The 14,790-nt window shown below is 69.6% G+C and carries 19 protein-coding genes; 9 read left to right on the forward strand and 10 right to left on the reverse strand.

Annotated features, from left to right (window positions below):
- Window position 1 precedes the first annotated feature (1 nt).
- From ACFWI4_RS11230 to ACFWI4_RS11265, 8 genes are all read left to right on the forward strand, one after another.
- Window positions 2-493: a SitI3 family protein gene (locus tag ACFWI4_RS11230; RefSeq protein WP_387193778.1), complete on the forward strand. Its 492-nt coding sequence runs from the start codon at window positions 2-4 to the stop codon at window positions 491-493.
- Between the two features lie 126 nt (window positions 494-619).
- On the forward strand, window positions 620-1,471 hold the full coding sequence (locus ACFWI4_RS11235) for a helix-turn-helix domain-containing protein (RefSeq protein ID WP_387193781.1): 852 nt from the start codon (window positions 620-622) through the stop codon (window positions 1,469-1,471).
- Window positions 1,472-1,480: 9 nt separating this feature from the next.
- Window positions 1,481-1,684 carry a DUF397 domain-containing protein gene (locus ACFWI4_RS11240; RefSeq protein ID WP_387193784.1) on the forward strand — a complete coding sequence of 68 codons (204 nt, stop codon included), beginning with the start codon at window positions 1,481-1,483 and terminating at the stop codon, window positions 1,682-1,684.
- Window positions 1,685-1,789: 105 nt separating this feature from the next.
- Window positions 1,790-3,376, forward strand: coding sequence for a WXG100 family type VII secretion target (locus tag ACFWI4_RS11245; protein WP_387193787.1), 1,587 nt, complete (start codon window positions 1,790-1,792; stop codon window positions 3,374-3,376).
- 50 nt (window positions 3,377-3,426) lie between these two features.
- The gene (locus tag ACFWI4_RS11250; RefSeq protein WP_387193790.1) at window positions 3,427-4,113 is read left to right on the forward strand and encodes a hypothetical protein; all 687 of its coding nucleotides are present in this window, start codon (window positions 3,427-3,429) and stop codon (window positions 4,111-4,113) included.
- Between the two features lie 15 nt (window positions 4,114-4,128).
- Window positions 4,129-4,773 carry a hypothetical protein gene (locus tag ACFWI4_RS11255; RefSeq protein ID WP_387193793.1) on the forward strand — a complete coding sequence of 215 codons (645 nt, stop codon included), beginning with the start codon at window positions 4,129-4,131 and terminating at the stop codon, window positions 4,771-4,773.
- Between the two features lie 34 nt (window positions 4,774-4,807).
- Window positions 4,808-5,161 (forward strand): hypothetical protein, encoded by a 354-nt coding sequence (locus ACFWI4_RS11260; protein ID WP_387193796.1) that lies wholly within the window; start codon window positions 4,808-4,810, stop codon window positions 5,159-5,161.
- Window positions 5,162-5,264: 103 nt separating this feature from the next.
- Window positions 5,265-5,666, forward strand: a complete 402-nt coding sequence (locus ACFWI4_RS11265; RefSeq protein ID WP_387193799.1) for a hypothetical protein — start codon at window positions 5,265-5,267, stop codon at window positions 5,664-5,666.
- A 128-nt stretch (window positions 5,667-5,794) separates the two neighbouring features.
- Here ACFWI4_RS11265 and ACFWI4_RS11270 read toward each other — a convergent pair whose 3' ends face one another.
- The 10 genes from ACFWI4_RS11270 to ACFWI4_RS11315 form a co-directional block, all read right to left on the reverse strand.
- Window positions 5,795-6,262 (reverse strand): Tad domain-containing protein, encoded by a 468-nt coding sequence (locus ACFWI4_RS11270; protein WP_387193802.1) that lies wholly within the window; start codon window positions 6,260-6,262, stop codon window positions 5,795-5,797.
- Window positions 6,259-6,681, reverse strand: a complete 423-nt coding sequence (locus ACFWI4_RS11275) for a TadE/TadG family type IV pilus assembly protein (protein ID WP_387194017.1) — start codon at window positions 6,679-6,681, stop codon at window positions 6,259-6,261. The genes ACFWI4_RS11270 and ACFWI4_RS11275 overlap by 4 nt, the downstream gene beginning before the upstream one ends.
- A gap of 23 nt (window positions 6,682-6,704) precedes the next feature.
- On the reverse strand, window positions 6,705-7,166 hold the full coding sequence (locus ACFWI4_RS11280) for a TadE family protein (protein WP_385401901.1): 462 nt from the start codon (window positions 7,164-7,166) through the stop codon (window positions 6,705-6,707).
- A gap of 12 nt (window positions 7,167-7,178) precedes the next feature.
- On the reverse strand, window positions 7,179-7,430 hold the full coding sequence (locus ACFWI4_RS11285) for a hypothetical protein (RefSeq protein WP_037627216.1): 252 nt from the start codon (window positions 7,428-7,430) through the stop codon (window positions 7,179-7,181).
- 65 nt (window positions 7,431-7,495) lie between these two features.
- Window positions 7,496-8,419, reverse strand: a complete 924-nt coding sequence (locus ACFWI4_RS11290) for a type II secretion system F family protein (protein WP_387193806.1) — start codon at window positions 8,417-8,419, stop codon at window positions 7,496-7,498.
- The gene (locus ACFWI4_RS11295; RefSeq protein ID WP_387194020.1) at window positions 8,416-9,405 is read right to left on the reverse strand and encodes a type II secretion system F family protein; all 990 of its coding nucleotides are present in this window, start codon (window positions 9,403-9,405) and stop codon (window positions 8,416-8,418) included. The genes ACFWI4_RS11290 and ACFWI4_RS11295 overlap by 4 nt, the downstream gene beginning before the upstream one ends.
- Window positions 9,406-9,416: 11 nt before the next feature.
- Window positions 9,417-10,727 carry a CpaF family protein gene (locus tag ACFWI4_RS11300; RefSeq protein ID WP_387193809.1) on the reverse strand — a complete coding sequence of 437 codons (1,311 nt, stop codon included), beginning with the start codon at window positions 10,725-10,727 and terminating at the stop codon, window positions 9,417-9,419.
- A complete protein-coding gene (locus tag ACFWI4_RS11305) occupies window positions 10,724-11,620 on the reverse strand; it encodes a hypothetical protein (RefSeq protein WP_387193812.1) in 897 nt (298 codons plus the stop codon). The genes ACFWI4_RS11300 and ACFWI4_RS11305 overlap by 4 nt, the downstream gene beginning before the upstream one ends.
- A gap of 20 nt (window positions 11,621-11,640) precedes the next feature.
- Window positions 11,641-12,375 (reverse strand): hypothetical protein, encoded by a 735-nt coding sequence (locus ACFWI4_RS11310; RefSeq protein ID WP_387193815.1) that lies wholly within the window; start codon window positions 12,373-12,375, stop codon window positions 11,641-11,643.
- A gap of 496 nt (window positions 12,376-12,871) precedes the next feature.
- Window positions 12,872-13,522, reverse strand: coding sequence for a hypothetical protein (locus tag ACFWI4_RS11315; RefSeq protein ID WP_387193817.1), 651 nt, complete (start codon window positions 13,520-13,522; stop codon window positions 12,872-12,874).
- 347 nt (window positions 13,523-13,869) lie between these two features.
- On the opposite strand from ACFWI4_RS11315, the gene ACFWI4_RS11320 reads away from it, so the two are divergent.
- Window positions 13,870-14,523: a hypothetical protein gene (locus ACFWI4_RS11320; RefSeq protein ID WP_387193820.1), complete on the forward strand. Its 654-nt coding sequence runs from the start codon at window positions 13,870-13,872 to the stop codon at window positions 14,521-14,523.
- Window positions 14,524-14,790 lie beyond the last annotated feature (267 nt).

The raw sequence follows: 14,790 nt of genomic DNA on the forward strand, positions 1-14,790 counted from the left end.
CATGGCAATCGAATACGACCTCGACATCGCCACCCGCTCGACTCCGGCCGAAGTCGCGGCATGCCTCGCCGAGATCGGCAGGAAATCCGACGTGTTCGACGAGTCGATCACGGGCGGCCGGTTGGCGGAGGCCGGAACCTTCGCGTACACCCGTCGGGGGACCTGTGTCAGCGTGATCCAGCAGCGGCGACCTCAGCCGTGGGACCCCGTGGCCACCGGCCTCGGGTTCACTCCGACGGTCGGCGTCGGCTTCCGCATGGGCAAGGAGGCGGACACTTCGCAGCAGCAGGACGACATGATCCGCCTGGTCGCCCCTCTGCTGGATCACGTCGGGGGCGACGCCGTGCTCCACTACCAGTTCGAGGTCGTCTGGCTGCTCCGCAGAGGCGGCGAACTCAGCCTCAACGACCGGGACGATCTCTGGCGGCCGGAGCGACTGGCGCTGATGACCCGGGCCTATCGCCGGGAAACCCACGCCATGGATGTGGATTGATCCCGTGCGGCTCAGAGTGATGGCCGTGTGACCGAACGTAGCCCTAACTCTTTAGATACCTCATGGCGGTCGCATAATCTGCCCTCGAGCACCTCACCTTCAGGGGAACGTCGAGAGGGGAAGCCGATGGCACTGAGGCGTGACCCGACAGCACGTCAGCTGCGGCTGGCGGCCGAACTGCGGCGGCTCCGCGAGGCGGCGGGGCTCGCGTCGCGGGAAGCGGCCACACTCCTCGGCGTGAGCCCCGCGCAGATCAGCCAGATCGAGGCGGGCCTCGCGGGCGTGAGCGAGAAACGGTTACGCCGGCTCGCGGCGCAATACGTCTGTACGGACGAGGAGTTCGTCGAGGCGCTGGTCTCCACGGCCACCGACCGGACACGCGGGTGGTGGGAGCCGTACCGCGGCTCACTGCCCACTCCGTTCCTCGACCTCGCCGAGCTGGAGCACCACGCGACGTTCCTGCGGGACGTCCAGTTCCTCCACGTCCCCGGCCTGCTCCAGACGGAGCGGTACGCCCGCGCGATCTTCTCCTACCGCGTACCGGAACTCCCGCCCGAAGAGGTGGAGTTGCGCGTGCAGCACCGTATGCAGCGCCAGGCACTGCTCGAAAGCCCCGCCCCCAAGCGGTACGACGGCGTCGTCCACGAGGCCGCGCTGCGCATCATGGTCGGAGACCGGGCCACGTCCAGGGCCCAGCTCGCGCACGTGCTCGACCTCTCCGAGGCCGACCACATCACCGTACGGGTCATCCCCTTCGACCTGGAGGGCTTCGGCGGGGCGGCGAGTGCCATGACCTACGCGGGAGGCTCCGTTCCCAAGCTGGACACCGTCGTGCGCGACGCTCCGCAGGGCGCGGCGTTCATCGACTCCGAGGCCCAACTGGGCGCGTACCGCACGCTCTTCCATAAGGTCGAGAAAGTGTCGCTGGACGCCGACCGGTCTCGCGACTTCATCCACAGGTTGACGAAGGAGCTGTGAAAGGCACCCATGACCACCCCTGACAACTGGCAGAAGTCGTCCTACTCGGGGCCCGGGGACGGCGACTCCTGCGTCGAGCTCGCCTCCACCCCCGCCACCCTCCACCTCCGGGAGTCCGACGACCCGACCGTCGTCCTCACCACCACCCCCACCCCCGTGGGCCACCTCCTTCTAGCCATACGCACCGGGACGGTCGCCACACCCCGTACGTAACAGCCCCTCCACGAAGCCCTGTTCGGCGTTCCACTCGCAATGACCGACGCGCTACGTTCACACGTACGTTCTGATGCAGAGGTTGCGGGTGTTACGGGGGAACGCGTGTCGAACAGGCCGACGGACTGGCACATACTCGACCTGGACCAGGACCCGACGCCGGGCGACCCGCAGCGGGTACGCAAACTCGCCGGCTCGCTCCACGACTTCGCCGACGACGTCTCGGACATCCTGCGGGACGTCAAGGGTCTGGCGCACGACGACGCGGTCCTGAAGTGGGCGGGCAAAACGGCGGACTCCTTCGCTTCGGAGTTCGAGGACGTCCCCGGACAGCTGAAGAAGCTCAAGAAGTCCTACGGCATCGCGGGCGACGCGCTCGCCTCGTACTGGCCCGATCTGGACGACGCCCAGCAGAAGGCGGACAAGGCGCTGCGCGACGGCCGCAAGGCCCGCCAGGATCTTTCCACGGCGAACACCGCGCTCTCCGGCGCCGACGACTGGGTGCACACGGCCACCGCGAAGGCCGACTCCTACGACCCGGCCAAGCACCCCGGCAAGGACGTACCCCCGCCGGACGAGGCCGACGTCCGGCGGGCGACGCGGGACGCCCAGCACGCCAAGGAGCGGCAGACCGCCGCCCGCAAGGACGTGGCCGACGCCCAAGGGCTGCTGGAGGCGGCGAAGAAGCTGGCCGCCCACGCGAAGGGTCTGCGCGAGGAGGCCGCCCGGCGCACGGTGAAGAAGCTGCACGAGGCGTCGGACGCCGGCATCCACAACCGCCACTGGTGGGAGGAGCCCCTCGACTGGGTCTCCGACCACTGGGACGAGATCGTCACGGTGTGCAAGTGGGTCGTGACGATCGTCGGCGTCATCGTGATGATCGTGGGCGGCCCGCTGGGCTGGCTGGTGTTCGCGGCGGCCCTGGTCGTGCTCGCGGACACGGTGAGAAAGATGCTCGACGGCCAGGCGGGCTGGGGCGATCTGATCTTCGCGGTCCTGGACTGCATCCCCGCCACCAAGGGCTTCACGAGCATCGCGAAGATGGGCAAGCTCTGGAAACTGGGCGGCCTGAGGGCCCTGGGCGGCGCCTTCATGAAGGGGATCGGCGGGGGGCTGCTGAAGACGGCCCGGAACCTCCGGTCCGGAGAGGCCCTCCGGGGGATCACCCGGCCGTTCAAGGGGTCGACGCGCCTCTTCGGGGGCACCGTCCCCTACCGCGACCTGTCGCCGAAGGCGCGCCAGCTCGCCAGAGCGCTGACGCGCGGCCCTGTCCGCATCGGTCCGAACGAAGTGAATGTGTCGCACATGGCCGAACTCCAGAGGTTCCACGGTGTCGAGCACGCCGTGGTCCAGAACCCGGCCGGTGAACTGCGACTGTTCCAAGGGACGGAAGTGACCACCAAGATTCCCGATGAACTGGCCGGTGACGGATACAAGTTCATCGCCCATACACATCCCGAGGATCGAATACCCGGGCCGCCGGACGAGTTGGAAGCCGCGCGCGGTACCAGGAACAGCATGAACCGCGACCTGGACAACAAGAGAAGTCCGCATATGGAGGTCGTGATCAGCCGGGACGGCAATCTGAGATTCTTCGACAACAACGGGGTGTTGGAGCTGCCGCAAGGGACCTATCCCCCTGGCGGACCCATCAGCGACCGGGGCGGACTCGTTCCGGTGCCCGGCATATAGTCCAAGCATTCGTCGAAGCAGGCTTCCGAGATCCGACCAGCAGGAGAACCATGCCCGACATCAACCGCTGCCAGATCTGCGGCGAGGCGGCTCCGCCGATCGACGGTCAGTGCGGAGAGATCACCGGATACCGACTGGTCCGGGATCCCTGGTCCGATGGTCCCGCCTTCCTCGACGGCAATCTCCATTTCTCCTGCCTTGAGCGATCGGACAAGCGGGAGGAGTTCCATGCGGAGTTCGTGCGCCTCGTCCAGGCCGGGCACGAAGAGGTCCCGGGTCTTGACGCTTCCCACCCGCCGTTGACGAGGATGGGGCTGGGCATGGCCCCCGTCTTCTCGGGAGACGAATGTGACATCTTCCAGAGCGAGCTCGCGGACCGCTGGATGCTCGTGAGGAAGACCGGTCCATGGTTCGGCTTCGGCCTCTCCCAACTCCGGGCCATCGGCTCGGGCGACATTCCGTTCTCGGATTCCGACGTGAACCGCTACCGGCTCCCCGTCGATCCCGGAGACGAGGTGGCCACGTACGGCCTTTCCGATCTCCTGGAATCCCTCGGGGTGGCGCATCGGTACGAGGACGCGACCGGACTGGCCCGCGTGAAATACCGTTTCATCGACTACTACGCCCCGAAACAGCTCATCGACTACGTGGCCGTGGCGCCCTTGCCGCTGCCCGAGGAGGCCCGGACCTTCCTCGCCGCCCACGCGAAGACGTACACCCCCGTCACCTTCGAGTGAGAGAGGCGATCGACCTTGACCACAAGCTCTACCCCGCCGCAGAGCCCGGGTCTGTCCTCGGGGTTCTCGCTGTCCGTCCCCGACTCCTGGTGGGAGTTCGACATCCGTCCGGAGGGCCGGGACGCGACCGTTCGCGCGCTGGTCGACGAGCGGATCCGTGAAGTGCCCGAACTCGCGGAGTACCGCGGCGATCTGGCGGCCGTGCTGCGCAGGATGGCCAAGGACGCGTACGACTCCGGCGCCGTGTACATGGGCTGCATGGCCGAGAACTTCGAGGGCGTTCCGCTGACCGCGACCCTCACCGTGTCGGCGCTGGGCGCCCGGAACAAGCAGGGCGTGGCGCTGTCGACCGACCCGCGCGCCATCGCGGAGAGCCTGCGGACCGTCACGGCCCGCCGCGAGGGCGACGCCTGGCGCACGGTGACGACCGTCGACATCCCGCAAGTAGGCGTCGCCGCCCGGACGTTCGGCGTCGAGGACGTACCCGTCGCGCAGGGCGACACCCGTACCCTTCGTACGGTGCTGACCCAGACGTACATCCCGGTCCCGGGAACCACCGACAAGGTCGTTCTCGTCTCCGGAGCCAGCCCGGTGCTCGACCTGGCCGAGGCCTTCCACGACATCTTCGACGCGGTGACCAGCACGTTCCGGTTCGTCTGACCGGGACTTCGGGACTCCAGGAGGGGGAACCTTCATGAGTGGTGGCGGCAAGAGCGACCTCGCGCTCCCGCTGAGCGAGCTGGAGGACTACGGCGACCGGCTGCGGGACATCAAGACCCGGCTGAACCAGACCAAGAAGCTCTTCGAGTCGTACCGGGACGACCTCGGCGACCACACCGTGGTCGACGCGCTGGACGACTTCGAGTCCGGCTGGGAGGACGGCCGCGAGGACATCGGCCAGTCCCTCGACGCCCTGGCCAAGATGTCCGACGCCGTGGTCCGGGAATTCAAGAAACTCGACGACAAACTGGCGAAGGAAGTCGCCGAGGGCGTGAAGACGGAGAAGCAGGGCGGGACGAACCAGCCGGACGGCAGACCGTCGCCGTGACAGCCATTTCCGACGGCCCGGAGTGCGGCGGGCGGATTGACGACCGGAGGTTCGACGCGTGACGTCGGCCTCCGGGAAACCAGGACGTGACCGAGGTACGGACGTGATCCGGCCCGTGGGGTTCTTCTCCGAGCTCGATCCCGGTTGGGGGCTCCCCCTCGGCGGCCTCATGCGGGACTTCGTGCGTCCCGTCGGCGACCCGGACGAGGCGGAGGTCATCGGCTATCTCAGGCAGGGCGTCCGGATCTGGGCCGAGATGAGTGCGGGGCCTGATGTCCTGGACCCCGACGCCGATGCCCCGGTTCTGTCCGGCATCGGGTCGCTCTGCACGGACGGGGTCTGGCTCTGGCGTCAGGATCTTCCGTACTACCTCTCCAAGTACCACCTCTCCCTGCCCGCGGAATTCCTCGCACGGGTCAGGAAGGTCCGGTACGAAGTGCCGGAAGTGCCGGAGGCGAAGGCGAGGGAGATCCTCACGCGGGATCTCGGCGTCGCCATGGACTGAGCCTCCGGGCCCGCCGGTACGGCCGACCTGGCCGAGGGCGACGGCACCCCTGCCCGCCTACCGCCTCGGTGATCCCGCCGGCACCCCTGCCCGCCGACCGCCTCGGTGATCGCCGCCGGCACCAGGACTCAGCCCACCTCGTTCTCCGCCACCGCTCGGCCGTGGACCGTCACGTCTCCGCCGTAGAACATCCCCGTGAAGACCGGCGAATAGGTCAACTGGACCTCGACCTCGACCTGTTCGGCGTCCGCGCTCACGCAGTGGGTCGCCGCGATGTCCGCGCCGGACATGCCCATCTCGCGGGCGAACGCCTTCACCCGGGCGCCGCAGTCCTCGAAGTTGATGGGGGCCGGACCGTTCCGGTTCTCGTAGAGGGATTCGAGGTCGATGTCCTGGGCGGCGTAACGGGCCGCCTGTTCGGCGATGTCCGCCGCCCGCTCCCGCTTGGAGATGGACATCCCGCCGTCGATGACGAACGCCGAGAGCGACAGGAACACGAGGGCGAAGATGATCACCGCGCCGGCGCCCGAGCCCCGGTCGTCGAGCCGCGCCCACCGCCGTGCGACCCAGCCCCGTACCACGGACCCGGTCGTCATGCCGTCCTCCGGAACGGGTCGAGGGGGGAGCTGAACGACGACTGCAGGGTGGTCGGCACATCGAGGCCGATCATCGCGAGGCCCCGTACCTCGCAGCTCACCTCGACGGTGAACAGCGTGTCCGGCGCGAAGCCCGCGCTGGTTTGCGTCACGCTCACCGGCCCCGAGCAGACGTCCCCGAGGTCGGCCTCGGCGGCCTTCCGCGCCTCGGCCATGGCCGTCGCGTGGTCCTTCTGGATCGAGCCGGCCCGCGCCGCGTCCCTGGCGGCGCCGTCCAGCGCGCCCCGCCCGTTGACCAGCTGCCCGAACGCCACCAGCACCAGGATGAACAGGATCATCACCGGCGCGAGGATCACCACCTCGATGGTGGACAGCCCCCGGTCCCGGCCCGGCCGCCCGGAAACACGGTCCCGGACCAACGCGGCCAGAGCCCTCGCCCCCCTCACGGCCTCTCCTCCTTCACGAACCGCTCCACCGGACCCGACGACCGCGCGTGCACGGTCAGGTCCAGGCCGGGGAAGACCGCCGGCACCCTCGCCGTGATCTCGACGCCCACGGTGTCCGGCTCCGGCTGGAGCATCGTCACGTCGGGGGACAGCACCAGCTTCGGCCCGAGCTGGCGGATGTAGCTGTCGACGACGTCACCCGCCTCGCCGCGCCAGGCGCCCGGCTGCGCGTCCGCGGTGGCGCGGGCCTTGCGCGCGCCCGCCTGGGCCGCCGCCTGGGCGACATGGTCCGCGAAGAAGTACAGCGCGAACTGCACCGTCGCGAAGATCATGAAGAAGAGCACCGGAGTGAGCAGCACGAACTCGATCGCGGTCATGCCGGAGTCACCGCGGGCGGAGGCTGCCTCCACCCGGCGGCGCACCCGGCCACGTACCGCCCGCTCCTCGCGCACTCTCATCCCCGTACGGACTCAGCAGGTCTTGCCCGCGTCGGCGCCCTTGATGCAGTTGCCGACCTTGTTGGCACCGTCGCTCAGCGCGGCGTTGATGATCGCGGCGACCACGCCGACGATCGCCACGACGACGGCGGAGATGATGACCCACTCGACCGCGGACGCGCCCCGGTCGAGTTCGCCGGAGCGGGCACGCTGCACCCGCCCCTGGAGGAAGGTGATCAGGAAGTCCACCCCCGGGATCCCGGTGCTGAAGTTCCGTCCGTTCATGGTGAGTTGTCCCCTCGGAAAGTAGTGGTGGCCGAAATCGGTGGCCCTGCGGGCGCGGCGGACGATCAGACCTGGAACACCCGCATCGCCGCCGGGAAGATCAGGAAGACCAGGAAGCCCGCGCACAGCAGCAGTTGGGCCACGAGCATCGACTGCGACTTCTCGCCCGCGCTTCCCTCGATCTCGGAGAGCTCGCGGTGGCGCATCGTCTCGGCACGGGAGGCGAGCGACTCGCGCACCTTCGCGCCGTCGTCCGCGACCAGCGCGAGCGAGGCGGACAGGTCCTTGAGCTCCTCGACCCCCAGCTCCTCGCCGAGCGAGCCGAGCGCCTGCCACTGGCTGATACCGGTGATCCGGGCGTCGGCGAGCGCGTTGCGGATGCGCTGCGTGGCCCAGCCGTCGGAGATCTCCGCCGCGGCCATCAGCGCCTCGGGCAGACCGCGGCCGCCGGCCAGGCTCATCGACACCAGGTCCAGATAGGCGCCGATCACCCGGCGCAGATCGCGCCGCCTGTCCACCGCGTCCCGCCGCACCTCGAGGTCGGGGAGGAAGAAGAAGACGCCGGCGAAGAGCAGCGCGAGCCAGACCGGGATGATCGGACTGTGCCCGACGCCGAGGGTCCAGACGACGGCGAAGAGGAACGGCCCGAAGAAGACGCCGGCCGCGGCCAGCAGCACCTTCGTCGCGAGGAACCTCTCCCAGCTCCGGTCCAGGACGGCCAGATCGGCGCGCAGGGAACGCTGTTCCCAGCCCTGCTGGAGGTACAGCTCGGCGACGCGCGCGCCGACCTGCGCGCGCAGACCGGCGAAGCGCCCGCCGTCCCGCTGTCCCTGGTGCGCCGATTCGTACGCCGCCCCGCGGGCCCGCATCGCGTCGATACGGGCGACCTGCGCGACCGCGCTGCGCCTGGACGGCATGAGCGCGCGGACAAGGGCGTAGACGCCCAGGCCCAGCACGGCGCCGATCAGGACGGGCATGGTCAGGTTCATCGGCGTACCGCCTCATCCCCGGAAACCGGTGTACGGGGCCGCACGAACCGCACGGACGACTCGTCCCGCACCAGGAAACGCTCCGGCGTCTCGATCGTGGACAGCTTGCGCAGCCACCAGAAGCCGAGGCCGAACAGACCGCAGACGCAGGCGAGTACGAGCTGGCCGACCGCCGTGCCGTACGGCGCGACGAAGTCACGGTTGAAGACCGACAGTCCGAGCACGAAGGCGACGGACACCGCCACGACGATCTGCACGGAACGCCGGGTCGAGGCGCGCTGGGCCATCACGCGCTGTCGCATGTCGACCTCCTCGCGCGCCGACTTGGCGAGCGCGCCCAGCACTTGGCGCAGACCCGGGCCGCGCAGCCGCGCGTTGAGGATGAGCGCGGCCACGATGATGTCGGCGGAGGCGTCGTCGATCTCGTCGGCCAGTTGCTGGAGGGCCTCGGGGAGCGGTGTCCTGGAGCGCAGCCGGTCCACGAGCGCGTCCAGGTGCGGCCGCAGTACGGGGGCGGAGGCGCGGGCCGAGGCCGGGATGGCCTGCTCCAGACCGACGGCGCCGGCGATGGTGTCGCGCAGCGACTCGGTCCAGGACGCCAGGGCCTCGACGCGGCGCATCGCGGCCCGTTCCTCGGAGGCGCCGCCGAAGAGCTTGTCCCAGAAGAAGACGAGGATGCCCGCGGCGAGGCCGGCGACGGCCCAGCCGGTGACGAGGAGGACGGCCAGACCGGCGAGGGCGGCGATCGAACCGCGCTGTCCGGCGAAGCGGATCAGCTCGCTCGCGCGCTCGCTCGCCCGCTGCTTCTCGTGCTCGGGCTTGGCGGGCAGTCCGCGCACGGCGGCGGCGAACAGCGCGAGGCCGCCGCCCACGGCCACGCCGCAGGCGAGCGCGTACAGCACGGGCAGGGAGAACAGGCCTCCCAGGGAGCCGTCCTGGATCACCGTCGTCGCCACGGTCGTCCTCAGGTCCGTGGTGGTGGTCATCGTCATCGTCGTCACCAATTCCCGCTGCCGGGCAGCCGGTAGCCCTGCGCGACGAGGTCGTCGAGGCAGGCGATGGGCGCGTGCGGGACGATCCGGCCGTCCGGGGCCTCGGCGAACACCTCGCTGGACAACACCCGTCCGTCGACGCCGTTGACCTCGCGCACGGAGGTCACCATGCGCTGGAGCCGGCCGCCGGACTCGTAGTCGTTGCGCCGCTGGATGAAGACCACGAAGTTCACCGCGCCCGCGATGAGCATCTGGCTGGCCTCGATGGGCAGTCGTTCGGTCGCCTGGAGCGCGTACGTGGAGATGCGGTTGAAGACCTCGCTGGAGCTGTTCGCGTGGATCGTGGAGAGCGAGCCGTCGTTGCCCTGCGACATCGCGTTGAGCATGGTCACGATCTCGTCGCCGAGGACCTCGCCGACGATGACGCGCGAGGGGTTCATGCGCAGCGACCGGCGTACCAGTTCGGCCATCGTGATGGCGCCCTGGCCTTCGGAGTTGGGCAGCCGTTCCTCGAACGCCACGACGTTCGGGTGGAGTTCGGCGAAGGTGTCGAGGCCGAGTTCCAGCGCGCGTTCCACGGTGATGAGACGCTCGTACGGCGGGATCTCGTTGGCGAGGGCGCGCAGCAGGGTCGTCTTGCCGGCGTTGGTGGCTCCCGCGATCATGATGTTCTTGCGGGCCCGGACGGCGCAGGCGAGGAAGTGCGCGACCTCGGGGGTCAGGGTGCCGTTGCCCACGAGGTCGGACATGAAGACCTTGCCCATGCGGGCGCGGCGGATCGACAGGGCGGGCCGGCGGGTCACGTCCATGACGGCGGAGAGCCGGGAGCCGTCCGGCAGCCGCAGGTCGAGCTGCGGGTTCGCGGAGTCGAAGGGGCGGGAGGACAGCCCCGAGTAGGCGCCGAGGACCTGGATGAGTTCGACGAGTTCCTCGTCGGTCTCGGCTACCGGGTCCCCTTTGGCCTCCCGGCCGTCGGCGTAGCCGATGAAGACCTCGTCGTACCCGTTGATGTCGATGTTCTCGACCTCCGGGTCGTCGAGGAGCGGCTGGAGCCGGCCGACGCCGAAGAGCGCGGCGTGGACGGCGGCCGCGTACTGCTCCTCGGTCTCCGCGTCGAGCGGGGTCCGGCCGATGCTGATCTCGCCGCGGGCGTGGTCCTCGAGTATCTGGGCGATGACGGCGCGGGCGTAGTGCCGTTCGTCCTCGCTGGACATCGGGGTCACGCCGCGGACCTGGTCCTCGCGGCGCTGTTCGGAGATGCGGTCGCCCGCGTCCTGCCGGAACCGCTTGACCAGCTGGTGGTCGACGGCGGTCATCGGCCGGCTCCGGCGGCGGGCTGTCCGTGCCCGGCCTGCGGCCCGTTCCCGGTGTGCGGTCCGTGTCCGGTGTGCGGTCCTTCGGCGGGTACGGACCAGGCGGCGCCGTACTGCTGGTACAGGTCCGCGGTGACCTTGCGGGCCGAGCGGATGAGCAGCGACTTGTCGAGGCGCCCTCGCCGGCGTCCGGCCAGCTGGGCGGCGCCCGCGGGGTCGTCGGCGATGGTGCCCACGACGGCGGCCCCGGTCCGGCCCGCCACCAGCATGTCGTTGACCTGGTGGACGAGCTTGGCGGAGTCGCCGGGGTCGGCGACGAGGACGACGCCGATGAAGGGGGTGGCGAGGCCGCCCGCGCCGTGCGGGCCCCCGTGCAGTTTGGCGGAGAGCGCGGCGGCGCGGTCGCGGACGCGGGCGATGGCCTCGGGTTCGGTGCGGGAGAGCAGCAGGACGAGGGCCGCGTGCGGGAACAGCTCGGCCGCCGGGGTGTCCCCGCTGATCCGGCCGCAGTCGGCGATGACGTCGGCGGGCGCGTTCGGGGAGTCGCCGAGCTGCGCGAACGCCCGGCCCAGGGTGGGCCAGAGTCCGGAGAGACCGGCGGCCTGTTCGGCGATCCCGAGTCCGACGAGGACCTCGAGTCCGCCGCTGAGCGGCTGCGCGTGGTCCCAGAGCTGGTCGGGGACGAGCCCGCGGCGGGCGGTTGCGGCGATCGACAGCATGCCGGTGTTGGGGTTCAGCGGGCCGCCGTGGGCGGCGGCGCTGCGGTACACGAGGTCGCCGCCGGCCGGGTCGGTCTCGGCGAGCAGGACCCTGCGGGGCCAGACCGCGGAGAGCGCCACCGCGGCGGTGGTCACTCCGGGGGAACCCTTGTCTGCGGCGAGGGCGATGAGCGCCATGTCCGTCTACTCACTCGCCTCTAGTTGCCGGGGACGATGACGAGGGCGACCTGGCCCGCGGAGGCAGCGTCGGCGACGGAGGCCGCCTGGCCGCTGTCCACGATCAGGGTGACCGGCAGGTTGGTGCTGCTGATCGTGCTGTCCTTCTGCTCCTGGACGTAACTGACCTTCGCCCGCTCGACGATGGGGCTGCCGTCCGCGTTCGAGGCACCGGAGTTGGCGGAGTTCGACGATCCCGTCGTACCGCGGCTGCCGCCGGTTCCGGTGTCGCCGACGCGGTAGACCGCCACCGTGTCACCGGACTTGATGCCCGCGGGGTACTGGCCGTCCTTGAGGGAGACGCCCACGGATGCCTTGCCGGCCGGGAGCGTGGAGCCCGAGGTGAACATCTCGCCGATGACCACGGTTCCCCGGTAGATCGTGGACTTGGCCTTGAGCTTCCTGAGCTGGGTGAGCTGGCTCCACGGGACGTAGTGGATGGAGGCGTCGTCCGCGACGAGCGCGGAGATCACGTGGTCGCCCACCGACTCGCCCGCCTGGATGTCACCGGTCACCTTCACGACCTCGACCCGGTCGCCGGCCCGCAGCACCAGCATGGTGGCGCCGAGGGCGCCGACGAGGATCAGCAGCACCGCGAGTGCGGCGAGTGCGGGTTTGCGCTCGCGAGGCGGGGTGGGGAGACGCTCGCCCGTCGCCGGGTGCGCCGACGTGGCGGAACGGTTGCCGCCCGCCCCCGTACGCTCTTGGATCTTCACGCGACCGCTCCCCGTACACCCAAGAAAATGTCTGTCAATTCACGTTCCAAGCAGGACACTTCACCCCTGGGTCACTTTCCGGGACGTACCGTGCGACCTGGCCGGATAGCCAACGCGGGAACGAGTGTCAAGCCATGGCACCGTATCAGCCGCTCATAGGCCCCTCAAGGCGCCCCAAGACCCCTGAACCACACCTGACTCGACGTTATCGACGCGCAACGCGGGCCGTTCGGTTCCGTGTTGAGCCCGGGCGCACGACCTTTCCGCCACCTGTGCGCCAGCGAATCACCGCCGCCTGCCGGGGGCGCCGTCACGGGGCGTGCACGAGGCCTGCACGAGGTGCTCACGGACGGGTCGACCGCGAGGCGGACTCACGACCCCCACGGGTGGGGCGGGGGCGAGGCTTGACGTCCGGACTGCTGCACCCCAGCCACCGCATGAGGCCACCGCATGAAGCCGGCGAGTGGAGCGGCCGCGTGACGCGGGCCGCGCTCGCTCACCGGTCGGCGAAACGGAACGTGGAGGTGACAGCGTCGAAGATGTCGAAGAAGGAGTCGGCGAGGTCGAGGACCTGGCTGCTGCCGGCCACCAGGGCCACCTTGCCCGCCTGGCCGGGCACCGGGATGAAGGTCTGCATGAGCACGGCCCGGACGGTGCGCTGGAGGCTGTCGTCCGGGACGGCGATGTCCTCGATGCCGTACGTCCTCGCGGCGGGACCGACGCCGGGTATCTCGACGGTGGTCACCTTGCGCCACGCGTCGCCCTCCTTCCTCGCCTCCCGCACGGCGAGTTGCCCCGCGATGGCCGCCGGGTCGGTGGGAAGGGGCTCGCCGTTCCGTGCGCGGCCGCCGACGATCGAGACGGTGACCGAGCCGGTGATCGGGGTGTCCCCGCCGAACGACTCCGCCATGCAGCCGCAGTACAGGGCGCCGGAGTTCCAGGCGTCGGCGGCGGCCCGGCGCAGGAAGGTGACGTAACTGTCCCGGTGCTGCGCCAACTCCGGGTGCGCCGCGATGCGTTCGCCGACCATCCGCCGGATCGAGTCGTCCCGTGACTCCGGCCGCACGTCGAACTCCCACCACGATTCCGGCACCTTGATCCGGAATCCGCCCCGTTCGACGGTCAGGGTTTCGATGTAGCGGTCCATGGTGTGCCCCCGAGTGCGCCGTTCTTCCACTGGCTTCTGTGTACGAACCTGCCGTGTGCGTTCGGCCTGTCCGGCTCGGGTCAGCCTACGAGGTGGAGCCCGGGGTGGCGGCGTGTGAAGGTGTCGAACGCAAACCCCGGGCGAGGTGTGGACGCCGGTCCGCCCCCGCTCGGACCGATGTGTCCCGGAACACCATCCGGCCGTCACAGAGCTCCGGTTCACCCCGGAAATCCCCTGTTTGACCGCCACCGGCGTGCGCTTTCCGCCTGGCGAAACCAAGAGGCACATGGATACCGTCATTGCCCTTGACCGACTTCGCTCAACCGATGTCCCACGGGGAGTCACTTGTGAAGCGCCGCACTTTGCCCGTTGCTACCGCGTTCGCCGCGGCGACAGCTCTGCTGCTGACGGCCTGCGGAGGCGGGGGCACCACCCCGAAGGCGAACGACAAGATCGCCGGGGCGGACCGGGGAAGCACGGCTCCGGCGTCCCCGAGCGCGGACGCTTCGGACAACGCGGACCGGCCGGACATCACTCTTCCCGGTGACGTGAAGGACCAGTTCGAGGGGTGGAAAACGGGGGACGCGACGAAGGACGCGGTCCTCGCGGACGCGGGGCGAGCGCAGACGGCCACCAATTACGCCATCATCAAGGGGAATCCCGACGAGCCGGCCCTCGCCTTCTACCGGCAGGGCGACGCCCTCGTCGGAGGCGCCCGGTGGGTCAAGTCCTTCGTGGACGCCGGAATCACGTACACCGGCACCGTTCGGTACTTCCGTCCCAGCGTGACGCTCTACGGAGCGACATCCGCGGGGGTCACGTTCTGCACGGACGAGACCAAGGCCTTCAACAAGAACGTGAAGACGAAGAAGGTCGACCGAACCCCGGCGACGAAGAACTCGTACGTCTACTACAACACCCACCTTAAGAAGGCCCGCAACGGCGTCTGGCAGACGACACAGCTCGTCTCCGAAAGGGGCAGCGGCAAGTGCACGCGCTGAGCGAACTGGACGCCTCCGGCCTGCGGGTACGAGCCTGTCGCGGCCGCCGAATTCACGAGGAAGGTCGAAGGCGAATACGACGACGTCGTCAACGACCCCCAACAGCCGAACTACGCCAAGTCGGCGACGGGTCAGTTCCGGGACGTCTACAAAGACGGCAAGTACAAGGACTACAACCTCGACGAGGCCGACAAGCCGGCGGCAACCTCCCCGACGGCACCTTCGGAACCACCCAGGACATCACCGTCCAGGAAATCCAGGCGGTCA

Source organism: Streptomyces sp. NPDC127038, from assembly GCF_042725875.1.
Taxonomy (GTDB): Bacteria; Actinomycetota; Actinomycetes; order Streptomycetales; family Streptomycetaceae; genus Streptomyces.

Bases quoted from the DNA above. Each gene is read 5' to 3' on its own strand.
- ACFWI4_RS11305 (WP_387193812.1), bottom strand. From the start codon at position 11,620: ATGGCGCTCATCGCCCTCGCCGCAGACAAGGGTTCCCCCGGAGTGACC.
- ACFWI4_RS11240 (WP_387193784.1), top strand. From the start codon at position 1,481: ATGACCACCCCTGACAACTGGCAGAAGTCGTCCTACTCGGGGCCCGGG.
- ACFWI4_RS11285 (WP_037627216.1), bottom strand. From the start codon at position 7,430: ATGAACGGACGGAACTTCAGCACCGGGATCCCGGGGGTGGACTTCCTG.
- ACFWI4_RS11235 (WP_387193781.1), top strand. From the start codon at position 620: ATGGCACTGAGGCGTGACCCGACAGCACGTCAGCTGCGGCTGGCGGCC.
- ACFWI4_RS11280 (WP_385401901.1), bottom strand. From the start codon at position 7,166: ATGAGAGTGCGCGAGGAGCGGGCGGTACGTGGCCGGGTGCGCCGCCGG.
- ACFWI4_RS11315 (WP_387193817.1), bottom strand. From the start codon at position 13,522: ATGGACCGCTACATCGAAACCCTGACCGTCGAACGGGGCGGATTCCGG.
- ACFWI4_RS11260 (WP_387193796.1), top strand. From the start codon at position 4,808: ATGAGTGGTGGCGGCAAGAGCGACCTCGCGCTCCCGCTGAGCGAGCTG.
- ACFWI4_RS11230 (WP_387193778.1), top strand. From the start codon at position 2: ATGGCAATCGAATACGACCTCGACATCGCCACCCGCTCGACTCCGGCC.
- ACFWI4_RS11295 (WP_387194020.1), bottom strand. From the start codon at position 9,405: ATGACCACCACCACGGACCTGAGGACGACCGTGGCGACGACGGTGATC.
- ACFWI4_RS11270 (WP_387193802.1), bottom strand. From the start codon at position 6,262: ATGACGACCGGGTCCGTGGTACGGGGCTGGGTCGCACGGCGGTGGGCG.
- ACFWI4_RS11250 (WP_387193790.1), top strand. From the start codon at position 3,427: ATGCCCGACATCAACCGCTGCCAGATCTGCGGCGAGGCGGCTCCGCCG.
- ACFWI4_RS11300 (WP_387193809.1), bottom strand. From the start codon at position 10,727: ATGACCGCCGTCGACCACCAGCTGGTCAAGCGGTTCCGGCAGGACGCG.
- ACFWI4_RS11290 (WP_387193806.1), bottom strand. From the start codon at position 8,419: ATGAACCTGACCATGCCCGTCCTGATCGGCGCCGTGCTGGGCCTGGGC.